The sequence below is a fragment of the Streptomyces sp. NBC_00249 genome (assembly GCF_026342355.1).
Taxonomy (GTDB): Bacteria; Actinomycetota; Actinomycetes; order Streptomycetales; family Streptomycetaceae; genus Streptomyces.
In genome coordinates, this window is the sequence record NZ_JAPEMV010000003.1 from 573,372 (window position 1) to 599,384 (window position 26,013).

The window sequence follows — 26,013 nt, forward strand, 5'->3', positions numbered from 1 at the left end:
ACCCCGGCCCGCCGTACCGGCAGCCGGCCGCCCGCTCGCAGCAGCCGAGCCCGCCTCCTCCCAGGACCCGCATCCCCATGTTCCGTACCGCCCTGCGCAACGTGCTCGCGCACAAGGCCCGCCTGCTGATGACCGCGTTCGCGGTCATGCTCGGCGTCACCTTCATCTCCGGCAGCCTCGTCTACGGCGACAGCCTGCACCGGGCCGCCGCCGCCCGGGCGACCGACGGCTACGAGCGCATCGCCGTCAGCGTCTTCCCCGACGACTCCCGCACCCCCGCGGGCGCCGGCGGCGGACCGGCCGGCCTCGACGCCGCCACCGTCACCGCCCTCGCCAGGATCCCCGGCGTCGCCGTTGCCGCGGGCCGGGTCGACGGCTTCGCCGCCGTAGCCGACCGCGACGGCCGGCTCCTCGGCGACGGCCCCTCCCACCAGGGCGCCAACTTCGCCCCGGGAGCCGACGGCACGGACCCCGCCTACCGCTTCACCCGAGGCTCCGGCCCCACCGGTGACCACACGGTCGCCCTCGACGAGCGCACCGCCGCGAAGGGCGGCCACCGGGTCGGGGACACCGTCCGCGTGGGCACCGCCCAGGGCGCCGCCTCCTACACCGTCAGCGGGATCTTCCGTACCGACGGGACGAAGCTCCCCGCCGGGGGCACCTTGACCCTGTTCGCCGACGCCACCGCCCAGCGCCTCTTCCTCCAGCCCGGCCGCTACAAGAACGCCGAGCTCACGGCCGCACCCGGCACGAACGCCCCGCAGCTCCTCGGCCGCGTCGAAGCGGCGCTGCCCCCCGGCACCGGCGCGGCCACCGGGGACCAGCTCGCCCGGATCCAGGCGAACCTCGCCACCACCGACAGTGACACCATGAGCCAGATCCTGGTGGGCTTCGCCGCCGTCGCCCTCTTCGTGGCCACCTTCCTCATCTCCAACACCTTCACCATGCTCGTCGCCCGACGCACCAGGGAACTGGCCCTGATGCGGGCCGTCGGCGCCTCCCGCAAGCAGGTGCGCCGCATCCTGCTGACCGAGTCCCTCCTCGTCGGCGTGCTCGCCTCCGTCGCCGGCCTCGCCGCCGGAACCGGGACCGCCGCCCTGCTGGGGACGCTCTTCGCCCCGGCCGACGCCGCGCCCGCCCCGCTCGTCCTCACCCCGGGCACCGTGCTCACGTCCCTGCTGGCCGGCATCGCCCTGCCCGTGGCCGCCGCCTGGCTTCCGGTCCGCCGCGCCATGGCCATCCCGCCCGTCGCCGCCCTCAGCGCCGCCGAGCCCCCGGCGCCCGCCCGCACCGCCTCCGCCCGCACCGGCCTCGGCGCCGCGCTGCTGCTCACCGGCACCACCGCCACCGTGTACGGGGCCCTCACCACGGGGAAGGACGCCCGGACCGTCATCGGCCTGGGCGCGGCCCTCACCCTGACCGGGACGATCGTCCTCGTCCCGCTGCTGGCCAGGCCCTTCGTCGCCCTGCTCCGGCCGCTGCTGACCCGCCTCCACCCGGTGCACGGCCACCTCGCCGCCCTCAACACCGTGCGCGACCCCCGCCGTACCGGCGCCACCGCCGCCGCGCTCGCCATCGCCCTCACCCTCGCCTCGGGTCTGTCCGTCCTCGGGGCCTCGGCCGCGCAGTACCTCGACCGGGCGACCACCCACGACTTCACCGCCGACTACCTGGTCAAGCCCGCAGAGGGCGGCATGCGGATGACCCCCGCCACCGCGCGGGCCCTCAAGGAACTGCCCGGCGCCTCCTCCAGCCCGCTCGACCAGTCGACCGGGTACCACCTGGCCGGCGTCCCCTCCGTACTGACCGGCGTCGACCCCGCCACCATCGGCCGGCTGCTGCGGTACGAGGTGGTCGAGGGCTCCCTCGACCGGCTCGCCCAGGGGCAGATCGCCGTGGCCGACTTCAAGGCGGAGCAGGCCGGCTGGCACGTGGGCCAGACCCTGGCGCTGCAACGCCCGGACGGTCAGCGCGGCAGCGTGACCATCGGCGCCGTCTACCGCGCGGACGAGCAGAGCAACCTGCTGCCCAGCATCACCGCCCCCGCCTCCCTCGTCGCCCGCTACGACCCCGCCCCGCACACCGCCGGGATCCTCGTCGCCACGCACGACGGCCCCGGCCGGGCCGCGCTCGCCGCCGTCACCCACGCCCTCGGCGACAACCCGGCCCTGGCCGTCCTCGACGAGGAGACCATCCGGGCCCGGGACAGCGGGGACATCGGCGAACAGCTCGACGTCTTCCACGCCCTGCTCAGCATGGCCCTGGCCATCGCCGCACTGGGCATCGCCAACACCCTCGCGATGTCCGTCCTCGAACGCCGCAAGGAGATCGGCACCCTGCGCGCCCTCGGCGTGGACCGCGCCGGCGTGGCCCGGATGATCCGGCTGGAGGCCCTGCTCCTCGGCGCGCTCGGCGCGACCCTCGGGACGGGCCTGGGCATCTTCCTGGGCTGGGCGCTGGGGCGCACCCTCCAGCAGAACGTCGCCGGCTACACGCTGGTCCTGCCGTGGGGACGCCTGGCCCTCGGCGTGCTCATCGCCCTGGCCGGCGCGGTGCTCGCCTCGCTCTGGCCGGCCCGCAGGGCCGCCCGCGTCGACATCGCCGCGGCGACGACGGCGCGGTGACGGCCCGTCCCGGCCCGCGCCTCACACCGGCCCCGCCCCGCCCTCCCCGCACGGCAGGAGCCCGGAGATGATCTCGGTACCGAGCGCGTAGGCGGGCACCCCCGAGGTGATCAGCGCGGTCTCGGCGACCCCGATGAGGTCCGTGACGCGGGCGCCGGCGTGGAGCGCGCCCCGCGCGTGCAGGCGCGCGGGTTCCGCCCGGCCGAGGGACAGCAGCTGCCCGAAGTGGACGAGCTGCTGCACCCGGGCTCCCAGCGGGCTGTCGGCCAGCACGATGTGGCGCAGCGCCGCGAGGGCCTCCTCGGTGGGGAGCCGGCCGAATTCCCCGGCCAGGCGCAGCCGTTCCTCCACACCGCCCGGGACGGCCCCGAGCGTGGAGCGGTAGCGCTCCCGTACGGCCTCGGCGCGGGGGGCGAGGGTGTCGTCCGTCATGACGCGACCCGCGCGGCCGAGGCGCGTACGGCCTCCAGGGCGCCCTCCGGGAAGTCCACGGCCCCGCCGACGGCCGCCGCGGCGAGCTCCGCCTCGGCGCTCTCCTCGATCGCCACCACCAGCTGGGCGGTGGCCGCCGGGTCCGGGCCGAAGACCAGCAGCCCGTGGTTGGCCAGCAGGGCGGCGGCCGTCGTGGGGCGCCGTTCCAGGACCTCGGCGATGCCGCGCACCGACACGTCCGACCCGCGCGGCCCCCAGGGCACTACGGGGACGTCCTCGGCCTGTCCGAAGCGCAGCATCGGTTCGGTGCGGCACGGCAGCGGCCGGTGGGCCACGGCGAAGGCCGTCGCCGCGGGCGAGTGGGTGTGGATGACCGTGCCCACCCGCGGGCGGGCCCGGTAGACGGCGCTGTGCATGGAGATGATCTCGGCGCTGACGGAGGACAGTTCACCGTCCACGACCCGCCCGTCCAGGCTGACGGTGGCCAGCTGGCCGGGACGCAGTCCGCGGACGAACCCCGGGGTGAGCAGGAAGTGCCCGTCGTCGATCCGGGCGCTCAGGTTGGCGTGCCCGGAACGGGACATCACCCCCGCCGTGAAGAGTGCCTCGCAGGCTGCGACGAGCTGCGCCGCCCGCTCGCTCGCCGTTGTCGTGTCTGTCATCGGTGTCTCCGAACTCTTCCGCCGACGGCCGCTGTTCGGCCGCCGTCCAGGTGCCCCCACTCTTCAACTTGAACTAAGGTTCAAGTCAAATGCCGCTGCGCGGCGACGAGGAGGAGGTGCGGGGCATGCTCATGACGATCGGCAGGCTCTCCGAGATGACCGGTGTGCCCGCGTCCGCCATCCGGTTCTGGGAGCGCCACGGCCTGCTGCCGGAGCCCGAGCGCCGCAGCGGGCAGCGGCGCTATCCACCGGAGGCCGCCCGGCGGATCGTGCTGCTGCGCAAGTGCCAGCAGGCCGGACTGACCCTGGGGGAGATCCGCGAGTTCCAGCGGGAGCGGTCCCTGCGGCAGGAGATGATCCGCGGCAAGGTCGCCGAGATCGAGCGGCGGATGGTCGACCTCGACCACGCCCACCAGCTGTTGACCCATGCCCTCCAGTGCGGCGAGGAGGACATCGTCGAGTGCCCCAAGTTCCGTGAACAGATGGCGCGTTGGCGGACACCGGACGCCTGACGCACACCCTTGACGGATGGTCTGGACCAAATCTACGTTGTGGCGCATCACCTCGGCCCGCCCTCCCGCCCCGGCGCGAGCGGCACGAACGGCACGAAGGGAGCACCCATGATCCGTCGGACCATCCGCCTGCTCGGCCTCGGCCTCGGACTTGCGGCAGCGCTGCTCACCCCGTTACCCGCCACGGCGGTGGCCGCACCGCCCGGGCCCCACGCGCCCGACACCTGCGCGGTGAAGCCCAAGCCCACCGGCAAGGTCCTCCAGGGCTACTGGGAGAACTGGGACGGCGCCGCCAACGGAGTCCACCCGCCGCTCGGCTGGATCCCCCTCACCGACAGCCGCATCCGCGGCCACGGCTACAACGTGATCAACGCGGCCTTCCCCGTGATCCGTTCGGACGGCACCGTCCTGTGGGAGGACGGGATGGACAGCACCGTGAAGGTGCCGACCCCCGCCGAGATGTGCCAGGCCAAACAGGACGGCCTGACCCTGCTGATGTCCGTCGGCGGCGCGGCCGCCGGCATCGACCTCAGCTCCAGCGCCGTGGCGGACCGGTTCGTGGCGACGATCGTGCCCCTGCTGAAGAAGTACAACTTCGACGGGATCGACATCGACATCGAGACCGGCCTCGTCGGCTCCGGCAGCATCACCCGGCTCTCCGCGTCACAGTCCAACCTGATCCGCATCATCGACGGAGTGCTCGCCCGGATGCCGGACGGCTTCGGCCTGACGATGGCCCCCGAGACGGCCTACGTCACCGGCGGCAGCGTGGCGTACGGATCGATCTGGGGCGCGTACCTGCCCGTCGTCAAGAAGTACGCGGACAACGGCCGGCTGTGGTGGCTGAACATGCAGTACTACAACGGCAGCATGTACGGCTGCTCGGGAGACTCCTACTCCGCCGGGACCGTCGCCGGCTTCAAGGCGCAGACCGACTGCCTCGACCGGGGCCTGGTCGTCCAGAACACCACGATCAAGGTGCCCTACGACAAGCAGGTCCCCGGACTCCCGGCCCAGCAGGGCGCGGGCGGCGGCTACATGACACCGGCGCAGGTCGCCCAGGCGTGGAACTCCTACGGGGGCCGCCTCAAGGGGCTGATGACCTGGTCGCTGAACTGGGACGGATCCCGGAACTGGACCTTCGGCGACAACGTCATGACCCTCCAGGGCCGTTGAGGTTCAGCTGCCAGGACACACCGAAGCGGTCGTTCACCCAGCCGAAGCGGGCGCTGAACCCGTACGAACCGACCGGCATCAGCTCCGCGCCGCCTTCGGCGAGCGCCCCGTAGAGCCGGTCGAGCTCGGCGGCGGTGTCGCACTCCACGAAGAGCGACACCGCCGGGGTGAAGGTGAAGGCGTGCTTGACGTAGCTGTCGATGCACATGAACCGCTGCCCCGCGAGCGAGAACGTGGCCTTCTGCACCGTGCCCGCCTCCCCGGGTCCGTCGGCGTCGTAGCGGGAGATGTCGACGACCTCCGCGTCCTCGAACAGGGAGGTGTAGAAGCTCATCGCCTCCTCCGCCCTGCCCTCGAACATCAGGAACGTGGTGATCTTCTGCGGCATCGAAGCCATGGCGCTCGCCCTCCGGGTGATGGTGCGGGTCCCCCTGCGGGACCGAGGCTAGGACACCGGTCCGGCAACGGCGCGACACGCGGCCGCGACAACCCTGCGCGGCGGCCCGTCCCGCTGCGCCACCTCGGCGAGGCCGCGGCCGGCCTCGCGGCCGCCTGCCGGCCCCGCACCGCCCGACCGGCCCGTTGATCCGCCGACGCGTGGTCAGGGGGTGGGGGCGCCGAACCAGGTGGGGAGGTGGCGGAGCAGGTCCTGCTGGTCTTCTCCGGCCCAGGCGACGTGGCCGTCCGGGCGGAGCAGGACCGCGGGTGCGTCGAGTTCTTCGCTGATGTCGACGACGTGGTCGACCCGGTCGGCCCAGCCCTCGACGGAGAGCCGGCCGCTCTGGTCGAGGAGCAGGCCGCGGCCGCCGTGCATCAGCTCGTAGAGCCGGCCGCCCTGCTTGAGCCGTACGTCCCGCAGCCGTCGGCCGAGCAGTTCGTGGCCCTCGCCGAGGTCGTAGCGGACCCCGACGGCGGTGATCTCCCCGGTCACGTAGCGGTTCACCTCCTCGAAGTCGAGCAGCTTCGTGAACAGCTCGCGCAACGCCTTGGCGCCCGCGGTGTCCTCCAGCAGTACGCCCTGCGCGAGCGCGCTGGCCATCACCCGGGCGCCCTCCGGGTGCCGTTCGGCGTGGTAGCTGTCCAGCAGCCCGGCCGGGGCCCAGCCGTCGACGGCGGCGGCCAGCTTCCAGCCGAGGTTGTGCGCGTCCTGCACACCGAGGTTGAGGCCCTGCCCGGCGGTCGGCGGGTGGATGTGCGCGGCGTCCCCGGCCAGCAGGACCCGGCCGACCCGGTAGCGCTCGGCCTGCCGGGTCGCGTCGGTGACCCGGGAGATCCAACGCGGCGAGTGCGCGCCGAAGTCGGTGCCCGCGACCGCCCGCAGCCGCTCCTTGAGCTCCTCCAGCGTCGGCGCGGTCGTACGGTCCTCGGCGACCCCCTCGGCGGGAACGATCAGGCGGTAGCTCCCGTCGGCGTTGGGGATGGTGCCGAACCGCACCTGTGTCGTGCGGATCTCGGCGGTCACGGCGGCGACCGTCGCCGGATCCTCGGTCACCTCCACCTCCCCGAGCAGGGTCTCGGTCTTCGCGGGTTCGCCGGGGAAGGCGACGCCGAGGAGCTTGCGCACCGTGCTGCGGCCGCCGTCGCAGCCCACGAGGTAGCGCGAGCGCAGCCGCGTACCGTCCGCCAGCTCGACGTCCACCCCGTCCTCGTCCTGGCTCAGCCCGACCACCTCGTGCCCGCGCCGGATGTCGGTACCGAGCTCGACGGCGCGCTCGGTGAGCAGCCGCTCGGTGACCGTCTGCTGGATGGCAAGGCCGTACGGGTGCGCCGTGTCCAGCTGCTCCGGCCACGGCTTGACGATCGCGGCGAAGAACCCGCCGACGCTGAACTTCTCGCCGGCCTCGAGGAACCGCTCCAGCAGGCCGCGCTGGTCCATCACCTCGACCGTGCGGACGTGCAGACCGCGCGCCCGGGACTGCCCGGTCGGCTCGGCCAGCTTCTCCAGCACGACCACGTCCACACCGTGCAGCCGCAGTTCGGCGGCGAGCATCAGTCCGGTCGGTCCGCCGCCGGCCACGATCACGTCGATCACTAAAAATCCCCCATTGGTGCAGGTCCTGGCTTTGATCGCTGATTCTGCAGCATGCCCGGGGCCTTGCCGCAAGCCCCCCGGCGCGCTATAACTTGACAGTGGCAAGGAGCAGTTGACCTCCTTGCCCTTTCCTTTTCCCCCTCCTCCCGCTCGGTTGTCGAGCAGCCGCCACGCGGCGCAGACTGCGGTACTAGACGCGCGGGACGTCCTTGACGAACACGACCCCGTCGCTGTCCGCGAGATGGGCCGGGTCCAGCGGGGCGTAGCCGAACCAGGGGGACACGCGGGGCGCGGGCAGCGCGTCCCCCAGGGCGGCGGCCAGTCGCCGGGCGTCGACGAGGCAGCGGTCTTCCGGGAGCGCGTACAGGAGCCCTTCCACGCTGTCCGGCGGCGGCGCGTCCACTCCCTGGTGCCGGATCGTGCCGAGGGCCGTCGCCACGAAGGCGTACTCCCCGCCGAGCCGGGCGCCGACCAGCGCCCCGGCGCTCCACCACTCCAGCGGCGCCCCGCCCATCCGCATCGAGCTCTTCTCCCGCTGGAGGTGCGCGTTGTGGGCGTGGACGAGTGCCGGGCCCCGCGCGGCGACCGCGAGGAGGTTCTCGGCCATGATCAGGTCCCGCAGGCCCACCAGCCGGGCGAGCCGGGCCGGGGACGCGGAGGCCATCCAGGAGTGGTAGCGCAGCAGGCCGGTCGCGGTGCGCCCGTACAGGTGCGCCAGGTACCGGTCGTCCGGCGAGGCCGTCGCGCTCAGGTACGGGGCCTGCGCGTCGAGCAGCGCCACCAGGTCGTCGGCGATCAGCCGCAGCTCCCCGGCCTCGGCCGACCGCCCCACGGACCGGGCCGGGTCCCTCATCGCGGCGGGTTCGGTCCACCGGTCGTCGGGGCCGAGCAGCCCCTCGAGCGTGTCCGCGGTGCAGGGGAGCAGGTCCGCGTCCAGGCGGGCCGCGAGGAAGCCGTGGAGCCCGGTGAGGGCCTGCCGGGGGCTCGCGGCGCCGGTGATCTCCAGCGGGCCGTCGAAACCGGCGAAGCGGAGCCGGTCGCGGGCGGGCCGGCCCTCGTTGAAGGCGCGCATCCAGCGGACGAGTGCGCGGTTGGCCGCGGAGGCGCCCCAGCCGTGGCTGAACCCGTGCTCCATGACCTCGTCGAGGGTGCCCGTGCCCGAGGTGACGTACGCGTCCACGGTCAGCCCCGCCAGGCAGTCGGTCTCGATCGCGATCGTCCGGTAGCCCTCCTCCTCGACCAGCCGGCGGAAGAGCGCGTTGCGCAGGTCGAGGAGGGTGTCCTCGCCGTGCGTGGGCTCGCCCAGGGCGAGCAGCCGGGGCCGGGCCGCGAGCAGCCCCATGACGGCCGCGGCCTCGACGGGACGGGTGGTGTCCTTGATCTCGGTAGTCATGGCTTCAACGGTATCGTTGAAGCCTCGGTTGAAACTTTTCCGCGATATCGTCGCGATCGTGGTACGAAACCTTCAAAGCGGTGGTCAGCTCCGGCCGGTCGACCTGGCACGCGGGCACGGTCTGTCCACCCAGGCCGTCAGGAACTACGAGGAGGCCGGCATCCTCCCGGCCGCCGGCCGCAGCGACCACGGCTACCGCGCCTACACCCCGCTGCACGCCCGGGCCCTGGACGCCTTCCTCGCCCTGGTGCCCGGCCACGGCCACCGCACGGCGGCGTCGATCATGCGGGCCGTGAACCGGGGCGCCATCGAGGAGGCGCTGCGCCTCGTCGACGAGAGCCACGCGCAGCTGCTCGACGACCGGCGGACGCTCCGGGCCGTGGAGAGCGCCCTGAGCGACCTCACCCGCCTCGCGGACCAGGCGTCCCCCACACCGCCCGGCCCCGGCGGCACCTTCATCGGACCGCTCGCGGCCGAGCTGGGGATCCGGCCCGCGACGCTGCGCGCGTGGGAGCGCGCCGGGCTGGTGCGTCCGCGCCGCGACCGGGTCACCGGGTACCGGGTCTACGACGGGGCCGACGTACGGGACGCCCGGCTGGCCCACCAGCTCAGGCGCGGCGGCTACCCGCTGGAACGGATCGCGCCGCTCCTCGACCGGGTGCGGACGGCCGGCGGGCTGGAGCCACTGGCGGCAACCCTGGACGACTGGCACGGCCGGCTCTCCGCCCGCGGCCGGGCGATGCTGACCGGCGCCGCCGAGCTGGACGCGTACCTCCGCGCGCGCGGTTGAACACCGCCCCGCGGCCGGTCACCGCGGCGCGGGTCGCCGTCCCCGGACCGCCCAGGCGCGGGCGGTGAGCGCGATCGACCCGTCCCGCCGCACCGGTACCGCCCGGCCGAGCGCGTCCCGCAACCGGTCCCGCGCGGCGGGCGCGAGGGTGGCGACGTAGCCGGGGGCGGGGCCCTGCCCGGTCAGGAACGGCTCCCACAGGTCAGCGAAGGCGGCGAAGACGGTGGGCACCTCGATCGGGGCGACCGCCACGTCGGCCAGCCCCGCCCGCGTCCACAGGGCGCGCAGCGGATCGGGGCGGCACCCCGGGAACCGGCGGCCCTCGTCCAGCTCCGCGGCCGCCGGATCCAGCGCCACCGCGGCGGCCCAGAAGTGCCGGAGCAACTCCATCCCCCCGGCGTAGTCCCACACGTACGCGGCGACCAGCCCGCCCGGCCGCACCACCCGGGCCCACTCGGCCACCGCCGCGTCCGGGTCGGCGAGGAAGTTGAGCGCCAGCCCGCTGACGGCCGCGTCGCACGCCCCGTCGCGCACGGGCAGCGACAGCGCGTCGGCCACCACGAAGCAGGCCGGCGCGGGAGCGGCGCCCCGGGCCGCGTCCACGAACCCGGCGGACCGGTCCAGTCCGACCACGGCACGCGGCCGGCACCGCGCGGCCACCGCCGCGGCCAGCGCTCCCGTCCCGCACCCCACGTCCAGCCACCGGGCGCCGTCCCCGCAGCCGGTCCACGTCGCGAACGCGTCGGCGACCGGACGGCTCCACCGGCCCATGTACCGCTCGTAGGCGCCCCCGGCCGCCCACGTCTCCCGCCGCTCCTCCATACCCCCACGATCCCCGACCACGACCACCCCGGCGACCGGCACGCGGACGGGCACGGCGCTGCGCCGGCTCCTGGCGGCGGCGGCCGACACGCCGTGATCCGGCCCCGATCCGGCCCCATCACGGACACGGGCACCGCAGGCCGGAAGACGACGGGTCGGCCGGGAACACCCGCACCCCGCAGGGCCCGGAAGGGCAGACCCGCCCCGCCCCTTACGTCACGTGCGCGCCAAAGGGCCGCAGCGTCCTCCACCGGCCGGGCACCACGGCCCGGCCCCGTGGACACGGCCCGTGCAGGCCCGTGTACTGCCCGTACACAGTGTGCGATCTTCCTTCACGGGCTCCCCGCAGACCGTTCACAGGAGGAACACTTCCGGCCGATCCGCGGGGGCGCCGCTCCCCACGGGGCAGACGGCGCACAGGTGTTCTGCCTAGCCTCCCGGGCCATGAGATCACCTCTGACGGGCCGCCTGGGCCTCGCCGCCGTCCTCGCCATCGTCCTCGCCGTCTTCGGCCTCGCCCCCGCGGCGAGCGCCGACCCGGCGCCGGCCGCGCTGACGTTCAGCACCAGCAGTGCCACCACCACGCCCGGTGGCACGGTGCAACTGTCGATGACGCTCACCAACAACAAGAGCTACGACATCTGGTTCGTCTACCAGACGATCGACCCGACCTGGCTGACCAACCAGCGCCCCGACCTGAAGTACGGCTTCACCGGCTGCTCCCTGGCCACCGCCTCCGGCGCCACGGCCTGTTCCGGCACCGGCCCGGCCAACCTCGGCGGCAACTACGGCGCCACCGTCCCGCCCGGCCAGAGCCGTACCGTCACGCTGACCCTCCAGGTCGCCGCCGACTCCGGCTGCAACGGCAACATCGGCTTCTACAGCTACTACTACGCGGAGTTCAGCGACAGCAGCAACGCGACCGGCGGCCCGGTGTACACCCCCGAGACGCGCGTCCTCTGCGCCTGACGAACCCTCCGGCCACCACGTCGAACGTGATGGCCTGAAACAGCCGGAGACCGGGAGTCCGGATGGTCTCGACCACCGGAGCCCGACCCGCGGACGTTCCGGTCCGCCGGGTGGCACCGTTCGGGGCCCGGACCAGCGCGCATGCCCTGCGCGCGGCCGGGCCCCCCGCGCGTGGACCACACCGAATCCGCTCCGGCTCCCCTTCACCCCCACTGTGCGCCCCAGTTGTGCGCCCGCAGTTTCTCGCCGGTTTTTTCGAGACCATCACAAACGCTACACAGAGCCATCACGATGTGACCCGACGGATGCGTCGACGACTGGCTTCTGAGGGGGCGCCGGCGTCACGCAAGGGGGTGGGTCCGCTCCGTGCGAGCCGCGCCCACCCCTGCCTGGGAGGGGACTTCACCGCATGAAGCGGACCATTCGCACTGCCGTGCTCACGGCGGGCGCGCTCATAGCCGCGCTCGGCCTGCCGGCGGGGCCGGCGCAGGCCGACACCCCCGCACCCCGCACCGACCTGCGGGTGCTGGTGGTGACGGACGGCGGGCCGACGACCGCGGCCATCGCGGCCGAACTGGACTCGGCCGGAACGCCGTACACCACGATCGACCTCACCCGCGGGGGCCGGCCCACCATCGACGCCGCCTTCCTGGCCGACACCGTGGACGGCCGCCCCCGAGCCAAGTACCAGGCCGTCGTCCTGCCCAACGACAACCCCTTTCCGGCCGGCTCGGCCGAGATGGCGGCCCTGACCGCCTACGAGCGGACGTACGACGTCCCGCAGGTCGACGCGTACACCTACTCCCGGCCCCAGGTCGGCCTCCAGTACTTCGCCACCGGCGGCTACGCCGGCAGCCTCGACGGGGTCCGCGCCGGCGTCACCCCGGCCGGCCTCACCGGCCCCTTCGCCTACCTCGACGGCGCCGTCCCCTTCGAGGACAACTCGCCCACCGTCGGCGAGAGTTACGCCTACCTCGCCCAGCCCGCGCCCGGCGCCGACTTCACCACCTACCTCGACGCCCCCATACCCGGCACGCCCCGAAGAGGCTCGCTGGTCGGCGAGTACCGGCACGACGGGCGGCGCGAACTCGTCGTCACCTTCGTCTACAACCAGTACCAGCAGCAGTTCCGGCTGCTGGCCCGCGGCATCGTCGAGTGGATGACCGGCGGGGTCCACCTGGGCGCCTCCCGCAACTACTTCGCCGTGCACGTCGACGACGTGTTCGCCGCCGACGACCGCTGGGACAGCACGCTCAACTGCACGCCCGGAGACGTGGACTGCGCGGGCGGCGCCGGCACCCCGAGCCCGATCCGCATGTCGGGCGCGGACGCCACGTACGCCGCCGACTGGCAGGACAGCAAGGGCTTCACCCTCGACATGGTCTACAACGGGGCCGGCAGCCTGGACCAGCGCGAGGACAACAACGGCGCCGACGAGCTCGCCGACGTCCTCCTGGCCCAGCGCGACCGCTTCCGGTGGGTCAACCACACCTACACGCACGCCTACCTCGGCTGCGAACAGGACGTCAGCGTGGTCCCCTGGAAGTGCGCCACGCTCCCCGGCGGCGCCGTCAAGTGGGTCGGCCGGACCGTCATCAGCGACGAGATCGCCCTCAACCGCGTCTGGGGCCACACCTCCGGACTGCCCCTGCACGACGACGAACTGGTCACCGGCGAGCACTCGGGCATGAAGCTGCTCCCGCAGCAGCCGCAGGACAACCCCAACCTGGCGCTCGCCCTCGCCGACAACGGCATCAAGTGGCTCGCCTCGGACAACTCCCGCGACCCCGAGCAGCGACGCATCGGCCCGGCCGCCACCGTCGCCCGCTACCCGATCAACGTCTTCTACAACGCGGGCAAGGCCGTCGAGCAGGCCGACGAGTACAACTGGATCTACACCCGCCGCTCCCAGGGCGGCAGCGGCATCTGCGAGGACCACGCCGACACCACCACCTGCCTGCCCGCCCCCCTGGACGCGGCCACCGGCTACGCCGGCCACATCGTGCCGCAGGAGGTCCGCACCGCCCTCGGCCACGTCCTGTCCAACGACCCGAAGCCGCACTTCATCCACCAGTCCAACCTCGCCGAGGAACGCATCGCCTACCCCGTCCTCAACGGGGTCCTCGACGGCTACACCGCGCTCTACGGCGACAACACGCCCGTGGTGAACCTCCGGATGAAGGACATCGGCACCGAACTCCAGCGCCGCGCCGCCTGGAAGGACGCCGTACGGGCCGGCCAGGTCACCGCGTACCGCATCGGCGACACCGTCACCGTCCAGGCCCCGAACGGCGTCGCCGTGCCCGCCACCCTGCTCCCCGGCAGCCGCCAGGGCGCCGCCGCCTTCGGCAGCCCCTACGCCGGCCGGCTCTCCGGCTGGACCGACTCGGCCGGCACGTCGCTCGCCTTCACCCTGCCCGCAGGCACCCCGGCGGCCCCCGCCGCCGTCACCGGTACGCGGAGCGGCGCGCCCACCCTGCCCGCCCCGCGCACCCACGTCCCCGAAGCCGTGCGCGAGCCCAGCTCCCCCGCCCCCCGGGGCTGACCGGCGTACGAGAGTCCCGGCCGCCCCTGCGCGGCCGGGACGGCCAGGCCGACCGGCCTCGGCCACCCCCACATCCCGGCCGTGGAGCACACCGATGCACGTTCACCACGGCGCGCGACGCTCCGGCGCGACGCGCGTCACCCTGCTCACCGAAGGCACCTACCCGCACAGTCACGGCGGCGTCAGCGTCTGGTGCGACCAGCTCGTCCAGGGCATGCCCGACCTCGACTTCGACGTCATCGCGGTCACCGGCACCGGCCGCGAATCCCTGGCCTGGGACCTCCCGGGGCACGTCCACAGCGTCCGCTCGGTCCCCATGTGGGGCGCCCCGCCGGAGGGCCGACGGCCCTGCGGGCGCGCCGCGCGCCGGCTCGCCGCCGCGTACGAGCGGTTCCTGACCGCCCTGGTCGACCCGCGAGCCGAGGCCGCCTTCGCCCCCGCGCTCTACACGATGGCGCGGGCCGCCGGGGACGGACACCTGAGCCCGTTCCTGCGCGACAACCGCGCGATCTCCATCCTCGCCGCGGTGTGGAACCGCCCCGGACTGGCCATCCGCGAGTCCCGCCCGACCCTGCGCGACGCGCTCACCGCGACCTCCCTGCTGGAACACGCCCTGCGCCCGCTCGCCGCACCGCCCCCGACGCACGGCGTCGCACACGCGGTCAGCGGCGGCGTCGCCGTCCTGCCGGGACTCGCCGGACTCGAACGCCACGACGTCCCGCTGCTGCTCACCGAACACGGCGTCTACCTGCGCGAACGCTACCTGGGCTACCGCACCGCGCCCTACCGCTGGCCCGTGAAGGCCGTCGTCCTGGGCTTCTTCCGGCTGCTGGCCGAGGAGAGCTACCGCAGGGCCGCCCTGATCACCCCCGGCAACCGCTACAACCGGCTGTGGGAGGAGGAGGGAGGCGCCGCCCCGGAGTCCATACGCACCGTCTACAACGGCGTCGACCCCGCCGCGTTCCCGCCCGCCGGCCCCGAGCCGGACGCACCCACCCTCAGCTGGGCCGGCCGGGTCGACCCGATCAAGGACCTGGAGACCCTGATCCGCGCCTTCGACCTGGTCAGGCGTCAGGTCCCGGAAGCCCGCCTGCGCCTGTTCGGCGGCACCCCCCGCGGCGGCGAGGCCTACCGCGAGCGGTGCGAAGCCCTGGCCCGCGAACTCGGACACGCCGACGCCGTCGTCTTCGAGGGCCGCGTCGACGACATCAAGGACGCCTACGCGGCGGGCAACGTCGTGATGCTCTCCAGCATCAGCGAAGGCTTCCCGTTCACCCTCATCGAAGCCATGTCCTGCGGCCGGGTGACCGTCTCCACCGACGTCGGCGGCGTACGGGAGGCCGTCGGCGACACCGGACTGGTGGTCCCCCCGAGGGACCCGGCCGCCATGGCCGCCGCCGCCCTGGAACTGCTGGCCGACGCCCCGCGCCGCGCGGCGATGGGCGAGGCGGCCCGGCTGCGGGTGGTCGAACAGTTCACACTGCGCCAGACCATCGACACCTTCCGGTCCATCTACCTGGACCTGCCCGACCTCGCCCGCAGCGCCGCCCGCCCGCCCCGCATCGTGCCCGTCCCCTCCACCGCCGCCGCTCCCGCCGCGCCGGCACCCGCCCCGGCGGGTGCCGGCCCGCGCCGCCCCGTACCGTCCTGGGCCGCCTCGGACGGTACGCCGCCCGGGGAAGCCGGCGCCCCGGCGGTCACCGGCACGGGGAGCCTGACCGGATGAGCGGACCCATGCACCTCGAACCCCACGGCACGCAGGACGACACCCTGATGCTGCGGCTCGCCGTACCCAAGCTGCCGGCCGCACCCCGCCACGGCGCCGACCCCGTCACCCTCGGACTGCGGCTGCCCGGCCCCGGCCACCACGACGCGGCCGTGAACGAGCTCGCCGCCGAACTGGCCGACCGCGTCGGACCCGCCGTCCACCCCTACGAGGTCGCCGCACTCCTGGAGGCGGACGGCCTGTCCGCCGACACCATCCGCCGGCGCTACGGCCACCCCGACATCTTCTCCCTCGCCGCCGCCCTGTACGCACGCGTACCCCGGGTCTTCCCCGAACCGGCCGCGGCGCCCGACCCCTGGCGGCCCGACCACCTGCGCTGCCTGCTGCGCGGGGTGCTGTTCGCCCTGCCCGCCCTCGCCTACCTGCTCACCGCACCCCTGTGGCGGCCCGGCGGCCACGCCGCGGCCCTCGTCGCGGCGGGCATCCTCTCCTGGGCGTGGGGCCAGGCCCTCGGCCACCGCGCCTACGCGTGGATGGCCGTGGGCCGGCGCGAAGCCGCCCGCGCCCTGCTGCGCGGAGCGCCGCTCGGCGCCGCCCTCGCCACCGCGGCCGCCGCGGCGGCCTCCCAGGGCTCCCCGATCACCTGGGCGGCGGCCGCCCAGTCGCTCTACCTCGCGGCCGCCGGCGTACTCCTCGTCCTGGGCCGGGAGCTGCTCCTGCTCGCCGCCCTCAGCCCGCTCGTCGCCGGCGCCGCCGTTCTGCCCTGGTGGGAACCCGGCGCACCGCTGCGCGCCGGACTGACCTTCCTGGCCCTGGCCGCCACCCTCGCCGCCGCCGGCCGGACCCTGCGCACCGAGTACGCCACCCCGGCCGCACCCGGCGAGGGCGCCGGCCCGCCGCTGCGACGCTCCCTGCCCTACGGCCTGTTCGGCCTGGCCGCCGCCCTGCTGGTGCTGCTCGCCGGCCGCCGCGAACCGTACGCGGTCATCGTGCTGACCCTCAGCATGGGACCCGCCGAATGGCTGCTCTACCGCTACCGGGGCCTGTCGGCCGCCGCACTCGGCGCCTCCGCCACCCCCGCCGCCTTCCTGCTGCGCTCGGCCGGCGTACTCGCCCTGTGCCTGCTCGCCTACACCCTTCCGCTGCTGCCCGCCGCCCTGCTGACCGGCGCCGGACCGGCCACCCTGCCCCTGCTCGCCGCCACCCTGTGGAGCGCCCTGCTGCTCCAGGCCTTCGGAGTGGCCTGGCCCCCGGCCCTGATCTGCCTCGCCGCCGCGGCCACCGCCGGAGCGGTCACCCTGCTCGGCCTGCCCCCGGGCCCGGCCGCCCTGCCGCTGTGCTGCGCCGCCGCCGCGCTGTGCCTGATCGGCTGCACGCTGCGGCTCCTGGGCCGGCCCGCACCCCACGCCTGACGACCCCGCCGCGCCCCGCGGCCCACCGAGCCGCCCTCACCGGGCGGACCGAACCGCCCCTCACCGGGCGGACCGAACCGTCACCGCACGCACCGCACCCGCACCACCCACCGAAAGGAGAGGTCGGTTGACCTCCGCCCCGCTCGCCGCCGTCACCGGAGCCGAAGGCTTCATCGGCTCCCACCTCACCGAGTCCCTGGTCGCCCGCGGCTACCGCGTCAGGGCCATGGCCCAGTACAACTCCTTCTCCTCGTACGGCTGGCTGGAGACCCTGGCCCCCGACGTCCTCGACCAGGTCGAGATCGTCCTCGGCGACGTCCGTGACCCCGGCTCGGTCCGCGGCCTGCTCGAAGGCGCCGACTGCGCCTACCACCTGGCCGCCCTCATCGCGATCCCGTACTCCTACCGGGCCCCGCACAGCTACGTCGACACCAACGTCACCGGCACCCTCAACGTGCTCGAGGCGGTCCGCGCACTCGGCACGCCCCGCCTCGTCCACACCTCCACGAGCGAGACCTACGGCACCGCGCAGACCGTCCCGATCACCGAGGACCACCCCATCAACACGCAGTCCCCGTACGCCGCTTCGAAGGCGGGCGGCGACCGTCTCGCCGACAGCTACCACGCGAGCTTCGCCACCCCGGTCGTCACCCTGCGGCCCTTCAACACCTTCGGCCCGCGCCAGTCGATGCGCGCGGTCATCCCCACCGTCATCGGCCAGGTGGCCGCAGGGGAACGCGTCATCACCCTCGGCGACCTGCGCCCCACCCGCGACTTCAGCTACGTCAAGGACACCGCCGCCGCCTTCCTCGCCGTCGGCACCGCACCCGCCGAGCAGGTCGTCGGCCGCACCTTCAACTCCGGTACCGGGACGGAGATCTCCGTCGGCGACCTCGTCGCCCTGATCGGCAAGGTGATGGACGCCCCCATCGACGTCCGCGAGGACGCCGAACGGCTGCGGCCGGCCGCCTCCGAGGTGATGCGGCTCGTCGCGGACGCGAGCAGGCTCACCGCCGCCACCGGCTGGGAACCCGCCCACAGCCTGGAACAGGGCCTGGCGCACACCGTCGAGTTCTTCCGCGACCCCGCCAACCTGGCCCGCTACAAGACCGGCATCTACAACGTCTGAGCGCGCCCCTCCACCGCGCCCCCACCAGGCATCTCCCTCCCCCCACGCCCCCACGCATCCCCACCGACGGCTCATCACACGACAGATGGAGGAATCCCCGTGTACGCAGTGATCCTGGCGGGCGGCAAGGGCGTCCGGTTGCGCCCCTACACCACTGCCCTCCCCAAGCCCCTCGTCCCCATCGGCGACCAGCACGCCATCCTGGAGATCGTGCTGCGCCAGCTGTCGGCGGCCGGCTTCACCCGCTGCACCATCGCCATAGGCCACCTGGGGGAGATCATCCGCGCCTACGTCGGCGACGGCTCCCAGTGGGGGATGAGCATCGACTACGCCACCGAGGAGAGCCCGCTGGGCACCATCGGCCCGCTGCTGAACCTCAAGGACCGGCTCCCGGAAAGATTCCTCGTCATGAACGGAGACATCCTCACCGACCTCGACTACGCCGACGTGCTCCGCCGGCACGAGGCCTCGCGCGCCCCGCTGACCATCGCCACCTACGCGCGCAAGGTGCACATCGACTTCGGGGTGCTGACCACCGACGACAGCCGGGTGGTCGCCTTCACCGAGAAGCCCAGCATGGACTACCGCGTGTCCATGGGCGTGTACGGTCTCAGCCGAGACACCCTCGACGGCTACACCCCCGGCCTGCCGCTCGGCTTCGACGAACTCGTCCTCGACCTGCTGAAGACCCAGGACCCGCCCCACGCCTACGATTTCGACGGGTACTGGCTCGACATCGGACGCCCCGACGACTACGACCGGGCCAACGCCGAGTTCACCAGCCGCAAGTCCCTGCTGCTCAAGGGAGCCTGAGCACCTCATGCGCATCCTCGTCCTGGGAGCCACCGGCTACCTCGGAGCCCACGTCACGGACCGGCTCCGCGCGCTGGCGGACGTACGGGTCATCGGCGCCGGGCGCTCGCCCGGCGCCGAGTTCGCCGTCGACCTGGCCGCCGACCGGACCGAACGGCTGGCCAAGACCCTGGCGGCGGCGGCCCCCGACGCCGTGGTGAACTGCGCGGGCGCGACCGGCGGCGACCCGGTCACGCTCGCCGAGGTCAACGCCCGCGGGCCCGCCGTCCTGTGCGCGGCCCTGCGGGAGGCCGCCCCGGCGGCCCGCCTGGTCCACCTGGGCTCGGCCGCCGAGTACGGGCCGGGCGAGCCCGGCGTCCGGGTGGCGGAGTCGGCGGCCACCCGCCCGGTCACCCCGTACGGGGCCACCAAACTGGCCGGCACCGTCGCGGTCGCCGCCTCCGGCGTGGACGCGGTGGTACTGCGCGTGGGCAACCCGGTGGGACCCGGCGCGCCCGCCACCGGCCTGCCCGGCAGGATCGCCGCCCTGCTGGCCCGGGCCGGCCAGGACCCGGAAGCCGTGCTGCGGCTGGGCGACCTGTCCGCGTACCGCGACTTCGTGGACGTACGGGACGTGGCCCGCGCCGTGGAACTCGCGGTCACCGCCCCCGGGCCGCTGTCGCCGGTGCTGAACATCAGCAGCGGCGACGCCGTCCCGGTCCGTGAGCTGGTGCACGGACTGGCCCGCAGGGCGGGCTTCCAGGGGCGCATCGAGGAGGACACCAGCGGCGCGGCCGGCTCGGCCCGGTCGGCCGAGGTGTCATGGCAGTGCTCCGACGTCGGCGCGGCGTACCGGGCCCTGCGCTGGCGCCCCTCCCTGGGACTGGACGACATGCTCGACGCGTTGTGGGACGCGGCCACCCGCGAGGGCGGCCGCGCCGCATGACCCTGCTGGTCCCCCTGTACGTCCACCCCGCGGAGGACCCGGGCGCCTGGGCGCGGCTGATCGGGGCGGCGCCCCGGACCTGGGCGGTGGTGCTCAACCCCGCGAGCGGTCCGGGCCCGCGCCCCGATCCCGCGTTCACGGCGGCGGCCGCCGCCCTGCGCGCGGCCGGCGCCCGGCTCCTCGGCTACGTCGACACCGCGTACGGGTCCCGGGAAGCGGCGGAGGCCCACTACGAGATGCTCCGCTACCGGGAGTGGTACGGGGTCGACGGCTGCTTCCTGGACCAGGTGACGGCGGACCGGCAGGGGCTGCGCGCCTGCCGCCGCCTGGTCCGCTCGCTGCGCCGGCTCGGCGCGGCCACCGTCGTCCTCAACCCGGGCGTCCACCCGGACCCCGGCTACCTCCGACTCGCGGACCTGGTCGTCACCTTCGAGGGCGACTGGGCCACGTACGCGGCCCGGTTCAGCCGCCCCGAGTGGACCGCCCGGCACCCGCCCGAGCGGTTCTGCCACCTCGTCCACTCCACCCCGGAGGCCCTCGTCCCGCTCGCCGTACGCACCGCCCGCGACCGGGGAGCCGGGGTCTGCGGCCCGGTCACCGGCCACCTCCCCAACCCCTGGACGCAGCCGACCCCGGCCCTCACCACCCCGGACCCCTGAGGGCCTAGTGCTGTGGCCGGAAAGGTTCACCGTGTCACGGCGCCCGGCACGGCACCTCGCCGCGTTGTCGGACCACCCGAGTACGTCCCGTACAAGCGGTGGCCCTCCGCCTTGCGAGGCACCGCACCGGACACCGCGACCCGGCAAACCTTCCCGGCCACAGCACTAGGGCCTGTCAGGAGCTCGTCAGGACCACGAGCCGCTGGGTGGCCCGGGTCATGGCGACGTAGCGGTCCACCGCCCCCTCGACGCCCTCGCCGAAGTTGTCCGGGTCGACGAGGACGACCAGGTCGAACTCCAGCCCCTTCGACAGCCCCGGCGTCAGCGACCGGACCCGGGACGTCTCGCGGAACGCCGGGTCACCGATGACGCAGGCGACGCCTTCCGCGTGCGCGGCGAGCCAGGTCTCGAGGACCGCGTCCAGGTCCGCGGTGGAACCGTGGACGACGGGGATGCCGCTGCTGCGGACGGAGGTCGGCACGTTGGCGTCGGGCAGCGCGGCCCGGATGACCGGCTCGGCCTCCTTCATGACCTCCTCCGGCGTGCGGTAGTTGACGCTCAGGGACGCCAGCTCGATCCGGTCCAGGCCGATCCGCTCCAGCCGCTCCCGCCACGACTCGGTGAACCCGCCGCGGGCCTGGGCGCGGTCCCCGACGATGGTGAAGCTCCGCGACGGGCAGCGCAGCAGCAGCATCTGCCACTCGGCGTCGGTCAGTTCCTGCGCCTCGTCCACGACGATGTGCGCGAACGGGCCGTCGAGGGGCTCCCGGTCCGCGCCGGGCAGGGCGCTCCCGTCGATCAGGCTGTCCTGGATGTCCCGTCCGCGCAGCATGGTCACCGCGCCCTCGCCGTCGTCGTCGGCCGCGAGGACGTTGTCGATGACCCCGGCCAGGCGCTCGCGTTCGGCGGCGACGCCGGCGTCGTGCCGGCGCTTGCGGACGGAGGCCTCCGCGTCACCGAGCCGGTGCCGCGCCGCGTCCAGGAGCGGCAGGTCGGACACCGTCCAGGCCCGGGCGTCGGCGCGCTGGAGCCTTCGCACCTCGTCGGGGGCGAGCCAGGGGGCGCACATCCGCAGGTAGGCACGCACCGACCACAGGTCCCCGACGAGGTCGGCCGCGTCCAGCATCGGCCACGCCCGGTGCAGGGCCCCGACCAGCTCCTCGTCCTGCGCCAGCGACGCGCTCATCGCCTCGTGCGGGACGTTGCCGCCGAGCTTGTCCAGCAGGATCGTGACCAGTTCCTCCCAGATCAGCTCCCGGGCCTCGTTGTGCGGGGTACCGCGTCCCGCGTCGAACGCGTCGGCCCAGTCGTCGGCGCTCAGCCGGATGTCGGCCCAGTCGGTCGAGACCGTCATCGCCTCGGCGGGCGGCTCCTCGTAGAACCGGACGGCGCTCTCGACCGCCTTCACCATGTCGGCGGACGACTTCAGCCGGGCCACCTCCGGGTCGGCCTCGGCCGCCGCCCCGGCGCCCTCCTCGACGAGGTCCCGCACGGTGCAGGTCCGTACGCCCTCCTCACCGAGGCTGGGCAGCACGTCCTCGACGTAGGCCAGGTAGGGCCGGTGCGGGCCGACGAACAGCACGCCGCCCCGACGGTGGCCCAGGCGCGGGTCGGAGTAGAGGAGGTGCGCGGTGCGGTGCAGGGCGACGACGGTCTTGCCCGTGCCCGGGCCGCCGTCGACGACGAGGGCGCCCCGGGACCCCGCCCGGATGATGGCGTCCTGATCGGCCTGGATGGTGCCGAGCACGTCCCGCATCCGGGCCGACCGGTTGCCGCCCAGGCTGGCGATGAAGGCGGACTGGTCGTCGAGCGCGGCGTGCCCTTCGAGCCCGTCGGCGGTGAACACCTCGTCCCAGTAGTCGCTGATCCGGCCCCGGGTCCAGCGGTACCTGCGGCGGCTCACCAGCCCCATCGGGTCGGCGTGGGTCGCCGCGAAGAACGGCTCGGCGGCGGGCGAACGCCAGTCGAGCAGCAGCCGGCGGCCCTCGCTGTCGGTCAGGCCGAGCCGTCCGATGTACACGGGCTCGGGGCTGTCCGCGACGACGATGTGCCCCAGGCACAGGTCCAGCCCGAAGCGCCGCAGGCCGCGCAGACGGCCCGTCAGCCGGTGGACCTCCAGGTCCCGCTCCATCGCCTCCCGGCCCGCCCCGCCGGGCGCCTTGCGCACGACGTCCAGGCGCGCGGACAGCTCGGCGATGGACTCCTCCAGGCTCCGCGCGACGGCGGCGAAGTGCTCCTCGTCGGCGGCGATCAACGCCGGGGCGGCCTTGGGGGAGAGGTGCTCGGGAAGTGCGAACGCGCTGGTGGTCGCGGCGATGCTCAGGGGGTTCATGTTCTCCGGTTTCCGCAGGTTGTGGCCTTGATCGGAGATTCTGCGGTACGACCGGGGCCTTGCCGCAAGCCCCCCTCCGCGCTATAACTTAAGAGTGGCGAGGGGTGGTTGTTCCCCCTTCGGTCCCACCTTCCCCCACCTTTCCCCCAGGTCTCACCTGCGCGACCGGTCCACGACGAGGCGGACCGCGGCGATCGTGAGGTCCGGGTCGTGCAGCTGGACGTAGTGGTCGCTGCCGGTCGCCAGCAGGTGCGGGGTCTGCGGCCGCAGCCCCACCAGCGCCTGCTGGGCCTTCGGCCAGGCCCGCTCCAGCTTCGCCAGCAGCCCCTTGTCCATGGTGGGCGGCGCGGCGAACGGCTCGGTCTTGCTGAGCACCGCGACCGGGACCGGCGGGAGCGGGCCGCCGCGGTCGAGGGCCGTGACACCGTCGTCGATGTCGACCTGCTCGAAGTCCGGGTCGGCGTCGAAGGGCGTACCCGGATGCCGCAGCGCCTCCACGTACGCCGCCCAGTCCGCCCCCATCGCGGGCTTCAGGGCGGGCCCCAACGCGTCGACCAGGACCAGGCCGCGGGTCCGCTCCGGGTGCACCTGTGCGTAGCGCAGGGCGAGCATCCCGCCGAAGGAGTGCCCCACCAGCAGGTACGGGCCCGGCACCTGCCCGGCGGTCAGCACCCGGTCCAGGTCCTGGACCATGGCCGGCAGAGCCCGGGTGCCCCGTACGGGCGTGCTGCGCGTGGTCAGCGTCGGCGGCTGGGTGTAGCGGACGGTGCCCGGCCGGTCGTACGTACAGACGCGGGTGAACGCGGCCACGCCCGGCAGCACCGCCGGAGCCTTCGGTACGGGCGGCGCGGTGTCGGTCAGTGACCAGGGGTCGGAGGCCTCGTGCAGCCCGGACACCAGCACCACGGTCGGGCTCCCGGAGCCGGAGCAGTGCAGGTACAGGCTCCGGCCGCCGCCTATGTCCACCCGCTGCCCGGTGTCCCCGCCGCCCGGGGCGGCCGTGGCCGTGCCCGTCACCAGCAGCGTGACGGCCACCGCGGCCGCCACCGCGCCCGGCACACGCCATCGCATACCCCCCAGCCTCCCCCGCCCCCCACCGCCGCGCCATCCGAGCCTGCGGGGGACCGGGGGACGGATGGCGCCGACCGGGCGGCCCAGGCGTTAGCGTGGGCGCGTGATGACTTGCGCGGAATGCGACTTCGAGTACGACCTTGCCCTCGCTCCCACGGTGTCGGAGCGCGCCGTCGACCACGCGGGCGCCTACGCGGAGGTGCTGTCGGGCGAACCGGCCGTGCTGCGGCTGCGCCCGGCGCCGGAGGTGTGGTCACCGGTCGAGTACGCCTGCCACATGCGCGACGTCCTGCTCGTCCAGCGGGAGCGGGTGCTCGCCGCACGGCGTCTCGACCGGCCGGTCGCCGAGCCCATGGGCCGCGACGAACGCGTCGACCACGACGGATACGCCGAGCAGGCGCCGGCCGACGTCGCCCGCCAACTCCATGACGCGGCGCTGCTGTTCGCCCACGTCCTCGACCGCCTGTCCGCCGCCGACTGGGACCGCACCCTGACGTACAGCTACCCCGAGCCCGAGGAACGCTCCTTGCGCTGGGTCGCCGTCCACACCCTGCACGAGCTGCGCCATCACTTGCTCGACATGCGTCGCCCGCCGGGGCACGGCAGCTGAACCGCGCAGGAAACGGCTGAGCTCCCCGACCGGCGGAAGCCGTTCGGGGAGCTCAGCCGCGGACCGGGCGGCGCCGGCCGGTCAGTCCTTGCTCGCGCTGCTCCAGCTCATGCCCCAGCCGTACTCGATGTCCACGGCCTGCTGCTTGAAGATGCCGGGCGCCAGCACGAGGTACTTCGCCTCGCGCCGGACGATCAGTTCCCCGCCGACGTTCTCGATCAGCGCGATCGCGGCGACCGGCGAAGGAACCGTGCACTCGTCGAGGCTGACCTCGATCGGGGGCCCGACGGGCGGATACAGCGTGGCGACCCCGTGCAGACCCGCGAAGCTGGACGCGCCGTCGTAGATGACCACGAACACCAGGAGCCGCTTGATCTCGGACGTGTGATCGAGGTTGATGGTGAGGTTCTCACCGTCCTCGCTCCCGCCGGTCCGGTCGTCATGGTCGAGCTGGACGTAGGGCGGCTGGTCGAACGAGCCGAACTGGTTGTTGATGGGGTGGACGATCCCCATCGCTCCGCTCTGCAGCTCCCACAGGCAGGACAGGTCCAGGTCGACGTCCTCCAGCCGGACGGCGTCCTTGCCCTTGCGCATCCAGCCGCGCGGCGGCTTGGGGGCGCTCCAGGTGAGATTGACCCGCATCGCCCCCGAGGTGGCCCCTTGTTTGGTCAACGACACGGTCGGCGCGGCCTTGGTCAGCGTGATCTTCGACAGCCGCACCGGCGGGGCCTGCGGGACGGGCACGGGCGCCGCCGCCGGCACGGCTACGGGCGGTGGCACCGGAGCCGGCGCCGGGCCGGGATCGTCGACGGTGATGCCGAAATCCGTCGCGAGCCCCGCCAGGCCGGCGGCGTAACCCTGCCCCACCGCCCGGAACTTCCACGCGCCGGCCCGCCGGTACAGCTCCCCGAGCACCAGCGCCGTCTCCGACGTGGCGTCCGTGGCATCGAAGCGCGCGGTCTCGGCGCCGCTCTCCGCGTCCAGCACGCGCACGTACAGGCCCGACACCTGGCCGAACGTGCCGTCCGTGGAGGCCGCGACCACCACGGTCCCGATCTCCTCCTCGACGCCGGACAGCGCCACCGTGATCGTCTCGAACGCGCTGCCCGTGCCGTCCTCACGCCTGCCCTCGTGACGCACGGCACCACTGCGGTGCACGGGCTGGTTGTAGAACACGAAGTCGTCGTCCGACCGCACCCTGCCGGTGGCCGTCAGCAGCAGAGCCGACACGTCCACATCAGGCGCTCCGGGACCTCCCCGCCAGCCCAGCTCAACCCGGACCCTGCTGCTGGCCACAGGTACGTTGGCACCCTTCTGCAAGGACATGTGGGTCCTCCTTCCGGGACTCTCCCCACTGCCGCCGAGCGTACGAGGTTTTG

At 74.1% G+C, this 26,013-nt stretch carries 22 protein-coding genes; 13 read left to right on the plus strand and 9 right to left on the minus strand.

What is annotated here, in order from left to right; translation table 11 throughout:
• Positions 1-77: 77 nt before the first annotated feature.
• Positions 78-2,624 (plus strand): ABC transporter permease, encoded by a 2,547-nt coding sequence (locus OOK31_RS16825; protein ID WP_267088044.1) that lies wholly within the window; start codon positions 78-80, stop codon positions 2,622-2,624.
• 21 nt (positions 2,625-2,645) lie between these two features.
• Here OOK31_RS16825 and OOK31_RS16830 read toward each other — a convergent pair whose 3' ends face one another.
• Complete coding sequence (locus OOK31_RS16830) at positions 2,646-3,056, minus strand: carboxymuconolactone decarboxylase family protein (protein WP_267088045.1); 411 nt, start codon at positions 3,054-3,056, stop codon at positions 2,646-2,648.
• On the minus strand, positions 3,053-3,718 hold the full coding sequence (locus OOK31_RS16835) for a class II aldolase/adducin family protein (protein ID WP_267088046.1): 666 nt from the start codon (positions 3,716-3,718) through the stop codon (positions 3,053-3,055). The genes OOK31_RS16830 and OOK31_RS16835 overlap by 4 nt, the downstream gene beginning before the upstream one ends.
• Before the next feature lie 89 nt (positions 3,719-3,807).
• On the opposite strand from OOK31_RS16835, the gene OOK31_RS16840 reads away from it, so the two are divergent.
• Together OOK31_RS16840 and OOK31_RS16845 are read left to right on the plus strand one after the other, a co-directional pair.
• Positions 3,808-4,230 (plus strand): MerR family transcriptional regulator, encoded by a 423-nt coding sequence (locus OOK31_RS16840; RefSeq protein ID WP_267088047.1) that lies wholly within the window; start codon positions 3,808-3,810, stop codon positions 4,228-4,230.
• 111 nt (positions 4,231-4,341) lie between these two features.
• The gene (locus tag OOK31_RS16845) at positions 4,342-5,406 is read left to right on the plus strand and encodes a chitinase (protein ID WP_267088304.1); all 1,065 of its coding nucleotides are present in this window, start codon (positions 4,342-4,344) and stop codon (positions 5,404-5,406) included.
• On the opposite strand, the gene OOK31_RS16850 is transcribed toward OOK31_RS16845, so the two are convergent.
• The 3 genes from OOK31_RS16850 to OOK31_RS16860 all read right to left on the minus strand — a co-directional run bounded on the left by OOK31_RS16850 (position 5,384) and on the right by OOK31_RS16860 (position 8,831).
• Positions 5,384-5,803: a VOC family protein gene (locus tag OOK31_RS16850; protein ID WP_267088048.1), complete on the minus strand. Its 420-nt coding sequence runs from the start codon at positions 5,801-5,803 to the stop codon at positions 5,384-5,386. The two genes, OOK31_RS16845 and OOK31_RS16850, sit on opposite strands and share 23 nt — an antisense overlap.
• 204 nt (positions 5,804-6,007) lie before the next feature.
• On the minus strand, positions 6,008-7,438 hold the full coding sequence (gene rox, locus OOK31_RS16855) for a rifampin monooxygenase (RefSeq protein ID WP_267088049.1): 1,431 nt from the start codon (positions 7,436-7,438) through the stop codon (positions 6,008-6,010).
• A 190-nt stretch (positions 7,439-7,628) separates the two neighbouring features.
• Positions 7,629-8,831 (minus strand): erythromycin esterase family protein, encoded by a 1,203-nt coding sequence (locus tag OOK31_RS16860; RefSeq protein WP_267088050.1) that lies wholly within the window; start codon positions 8,829-8,831, stop codon positions 7,629-7,631.
• A 58-nt stretch (positions 8,832-8,889) separates the two neighbouring features.
• Here OOK31_RS16860 and OOK31_RS16865 point away from each other — a divergent pair, with 58 nt between their 5' ends.
• Positions 8,890-9,621 (plus strand): TioE family transcriptional regulator, encoded by a 732-nt coding sequence (locus OOK31_RS16865; protein ID WP_267088051.1) that lies wholly within the window; start codon positions 8,890-8,892, stop codon positions 9,619-9,621.
• Between the two features lie 18 nt (positions 9,622-9,639).
• Here the strand turns inward: OOK31_RS16865 and OOK31_RS16870 are convergent, their stop codons facing one another.
• The gene (locus OOK31_RS16870; protein ID WP_323188219.1) at positions 9,640-10,533 is read right to left on the minus strand and encodes a class I SAM-dependent methyltransferase; all 894 of its coding nucleotides are present in this window, start codon (positions 10,531-10,533) and stop codon (positions 9,640-9,642) included.
• 354 nt (positions 10,534-10,887) lie between these two features.
• Here OOK31_RS16870 and OOK31_RS16875 point away from each other — a divergent pair, with 354 nt between their 5' ends.
• The 8 genes from OOK31_RS16875 (at position 10,888) to OOK31_RS16910 (ending at position 20,621) form a co-directional block, all read left to right on the plus strand.
• Positions 10,888-11,412 (plus strand): hypothetical protein, encoded by a 525-nt coding sequence (locus OOK31_RS16875; protein ID WP_267088052.1) that lies wholly within the window; start codon positions 10,888-10,890, stop codon positions 11,410-11,412.
• A gap of 409 nt (positions 11,413-11,821) precedes the next feature.
• Positions 11,822-13,957: a hypothetical protein gene (locus OOK31_RS16880; RefSeq protein ID WP_267088053.1), complete on the plus strand. Its 2,136-nt coding sequence runs from the start codon at positions 11,822-11,824 to the stop codon at positions 13,955-13,957.
• Positions 13,958-14,051: 94 nt separating this feature from the next.
• Positions 14,052-15,683: a GT4 family glycosyltransferase PelF gene (pelF, locus tag OOK31_RS16885; protein ID WP_267088054.1), complete on the plus strand. Its 1,632-nt coding sequence runs from the start codon at positions 14,052-14,054 to the stop codon at positions 15,681-15,683.
• On the plus strand, positions 15,680-17,095 hold the full coding sequence (locus OOK31_RS16890; protein WP_267088055.1) for a hypothetical protein: 1,416 nt from the start codon (positions 15,680-15,682) through the stop codon (positions 17,093-17,095). The genes pelF and OOK31_RS16890 overlap by 4 nt, the downstream gene beginning before the upstream one ends.
• A 127-nt stretch (positions 17,096-17,222) precedes the next feature.
• The gene (locus tag OOK31_RS16895) at positions 17,223-18,224 is read left to right on the plus strand and encodes a GDP-mannose 4,6-dehydratase (protein ID WP_267088056.1); all 1,002 of its coding nucleotides are present in this window, start codon (positions 17,223-17,225) and stop codon (positions 18,222-18,224) included.
• Between the two features lie 99 nt (positions 18,225-18,323).
• The gene (locus OOK31_RS16900; protein WP_267088057.1) at positions 18,324-19,037 is read left to right on the plus strand and encodes a sugar phosphate nucleotidyltransferase; all 714 of its coding nucleotides are present in this window, start codon (positions 18,324-18,326) and stop codon (positions 19,035-19,037) included.
• Positions 19,038-19,044: 7 nt separating this feature from the next.
• The gene (locus OOK31_RS16905) at positions 19,045-19,962 is read left to right on the plus strand and encodes an NAD(P)-dependent oxidoreductase (protein ID WP_267088058.1); all 918 of its coding nucleotides are present in this window, start codon (positions 19,045-19,047) and stop codon (positions 19,960-19,962) included.
• Entirely contained in the window at positions 19,959-20,621 is a 663-nt protein-coding gene (locus OOK31_RS16910) for a spherulation-specific family 4 protein (protein WP_267088059.1), read from the plus strand. Before OOK31_RS16905 ends, OOK31_RS16910 begins: the two co-directional genes overlap by 4 nt.
• Positions 20,622-20,796: 175 nt before the next feature.
• Here OOK31_RS16910 and helR read toward each other — a convergent pair whose 3' ends face one another.
• Positions 20,797-22,953 carry an RNA polymerase recycling motor ATPase HelR gene (helR, locus tag OOK31_RS16915; protein WP_267088060.1) on the minus strand — a complete coding sequence of 719 codons (2,157 nt, stop codon included), beginning with the start codon at positions 22,951-22,953 and terminating at the stop codon, positions 20,797-20,799.
• Positions 22,954-23,106: 153 nt separating this feature from the next.
• Positions 23,107-24,024, minus strand: coding sequence for an alpha/beta fold hydrolase (locus OOK31_RS16920; protein WP_267088061.1), 918 nt, complete (start codon positions 24,022-24,024; stop codon positions 23,107-23,109).
• A 106-nt stretch (positions 24,025-24,130) separates the two neighbouring features.
• Between OOK31_RS16920 and OOK31_RS16925 the strand changes: the two genes are divergently transcribed.
• The gene (locus OOK31_RS16925; RefSeq protein WP_267088062.1) at positions 24,131-24,634 is read left to right on the plus strand and encodes a DinB family protein; all 504 of its coding nucleotides are present in this window, start codon (positions 24,131-24,133) and stop codon (positions 24,632-24,634) included.
• Positions 24,635-24,715: 81 nt separating this feature from the next.
• Here the strand turns inward: OOK31_RS16925 and OOK31_RS16930 are convergent, their stop codons facing one another.
• Entirely contained in the window at positions 24,716-25,960 is a 1,245-nt protein-coding gene (locus OOK31_RS16930) for a TerD family protein (protein WP_267088063.1), read from the minus strand.
• Positions 25,961-26,013 lie beyond the last annotated feature (53 nt).

Coding starts and splice junctions, on each gene's coding strand:
- OOK31_RS16825 (WP_267088044.1), top strand. CDS start 78: ATGTTCCGTACCGCCCTGCGCAACGTGCTCGCGCACAAGGCCCGCCTG.
- OOK31_RS16830 (WP_267088045.1), bottom strand. CDS start 3,056: ATGACGGACGACACCCTCGCCCCCCGCGCCGAGGCCGTACGGGAGCGC.
- OOK31_RS16835 (WP_267088046.1), bottom strand. CDS start 3,718: ATGACAGACACGACAACGGCGAGCGAGCGGGCGGCGCAGCTCGTCGCA.
- OOK31_RS16840 (WP_267088047.1), top strand. CDS start 3,808: ATGCCGCTGCGCGGCGACGAGGAGGAGGTGCGGGGCATGCTCATGACG.
- OOK31_RS16850 (WP_267088048.1), bottom strand. CDS start 5,803: ATGGCTTCGATGCCGCAGAAGATCACCACGTTCCTGATGTTCGAGGGC.
- OOK31_RS16860 (WP_267088050.1), bottom strand. CDS start 8,831: ATGACTACCGAGATCAAGGACACCACCCGTCCCGTCGAGGCCGCGGCC.
- OOK31_RS16875 (WP_267088052.1), top strand. CDS start 10,888: ATGAGATCACCTCTGACGGGCCGCCTGGGCCTCGCCGCCGTCCTCGCC.
- OOK31_RS16880 (WP_267088053.1), top strand. CDS start 11,822: ATGAAGCGGACCATTCGCACTGCCGTGCTCACGGCGGGCGCGCTCATA.
- pelF (WP_267088054.1), top strand. CDS start 14,052: ATGCACGTTCACCACGGCGCGCGACGCTCCGGCGCGACGCGCGTCACC.
- OOK31_RS16890 (WP_267088055.1), top strand. CDS start 15,680: ATGAGCGGACCCATGCACCTCGAACCCCACGGCACGCAGGACGACACC.
- OOK31_RS16905 (WP_267088058.1), top strand. CDS start 19,045: ATGCGCATCCTCGTCCTGGGAGCCACCGGCTACCTCGGAGCCCACGTC.
- OOK31_RS16910 (WP_267088059.1), top strand. CDS start 19,959: ATGACCCTGCTGGTCCCCCTGTACGTCCACCCCGCGGAGGACCCGGGC.
- helR (WP_267088060.1), bottom strand. CDS start 22,953: ATGAACCCCCTGAGCATCGCCGCGACCACCAGCGCGTTCGCACTTCCC.
- OOK31_RS16920 (WP_267088061.1), bottom strand. CDS start 24,024: ATGCGATGGCGTGTGCCGGGCGCGGTGGCGGCCGCGGTGGCCGTCACG.
- OOK31_RS16925 (WP_267088062.1), top strand. CDS start 24,131: ATGACTTGCGCGGAATGCGACTTCGAGTACGACCTTGCCCTCGCTCCC.
- OOK31_RS16930 (WP_267088063.1), bottom strand. CDS start 25,960: ATGTCCTTGCAGAAGGGTGCCAACGTACCTGTGGCCAGCAGCAGGGTC.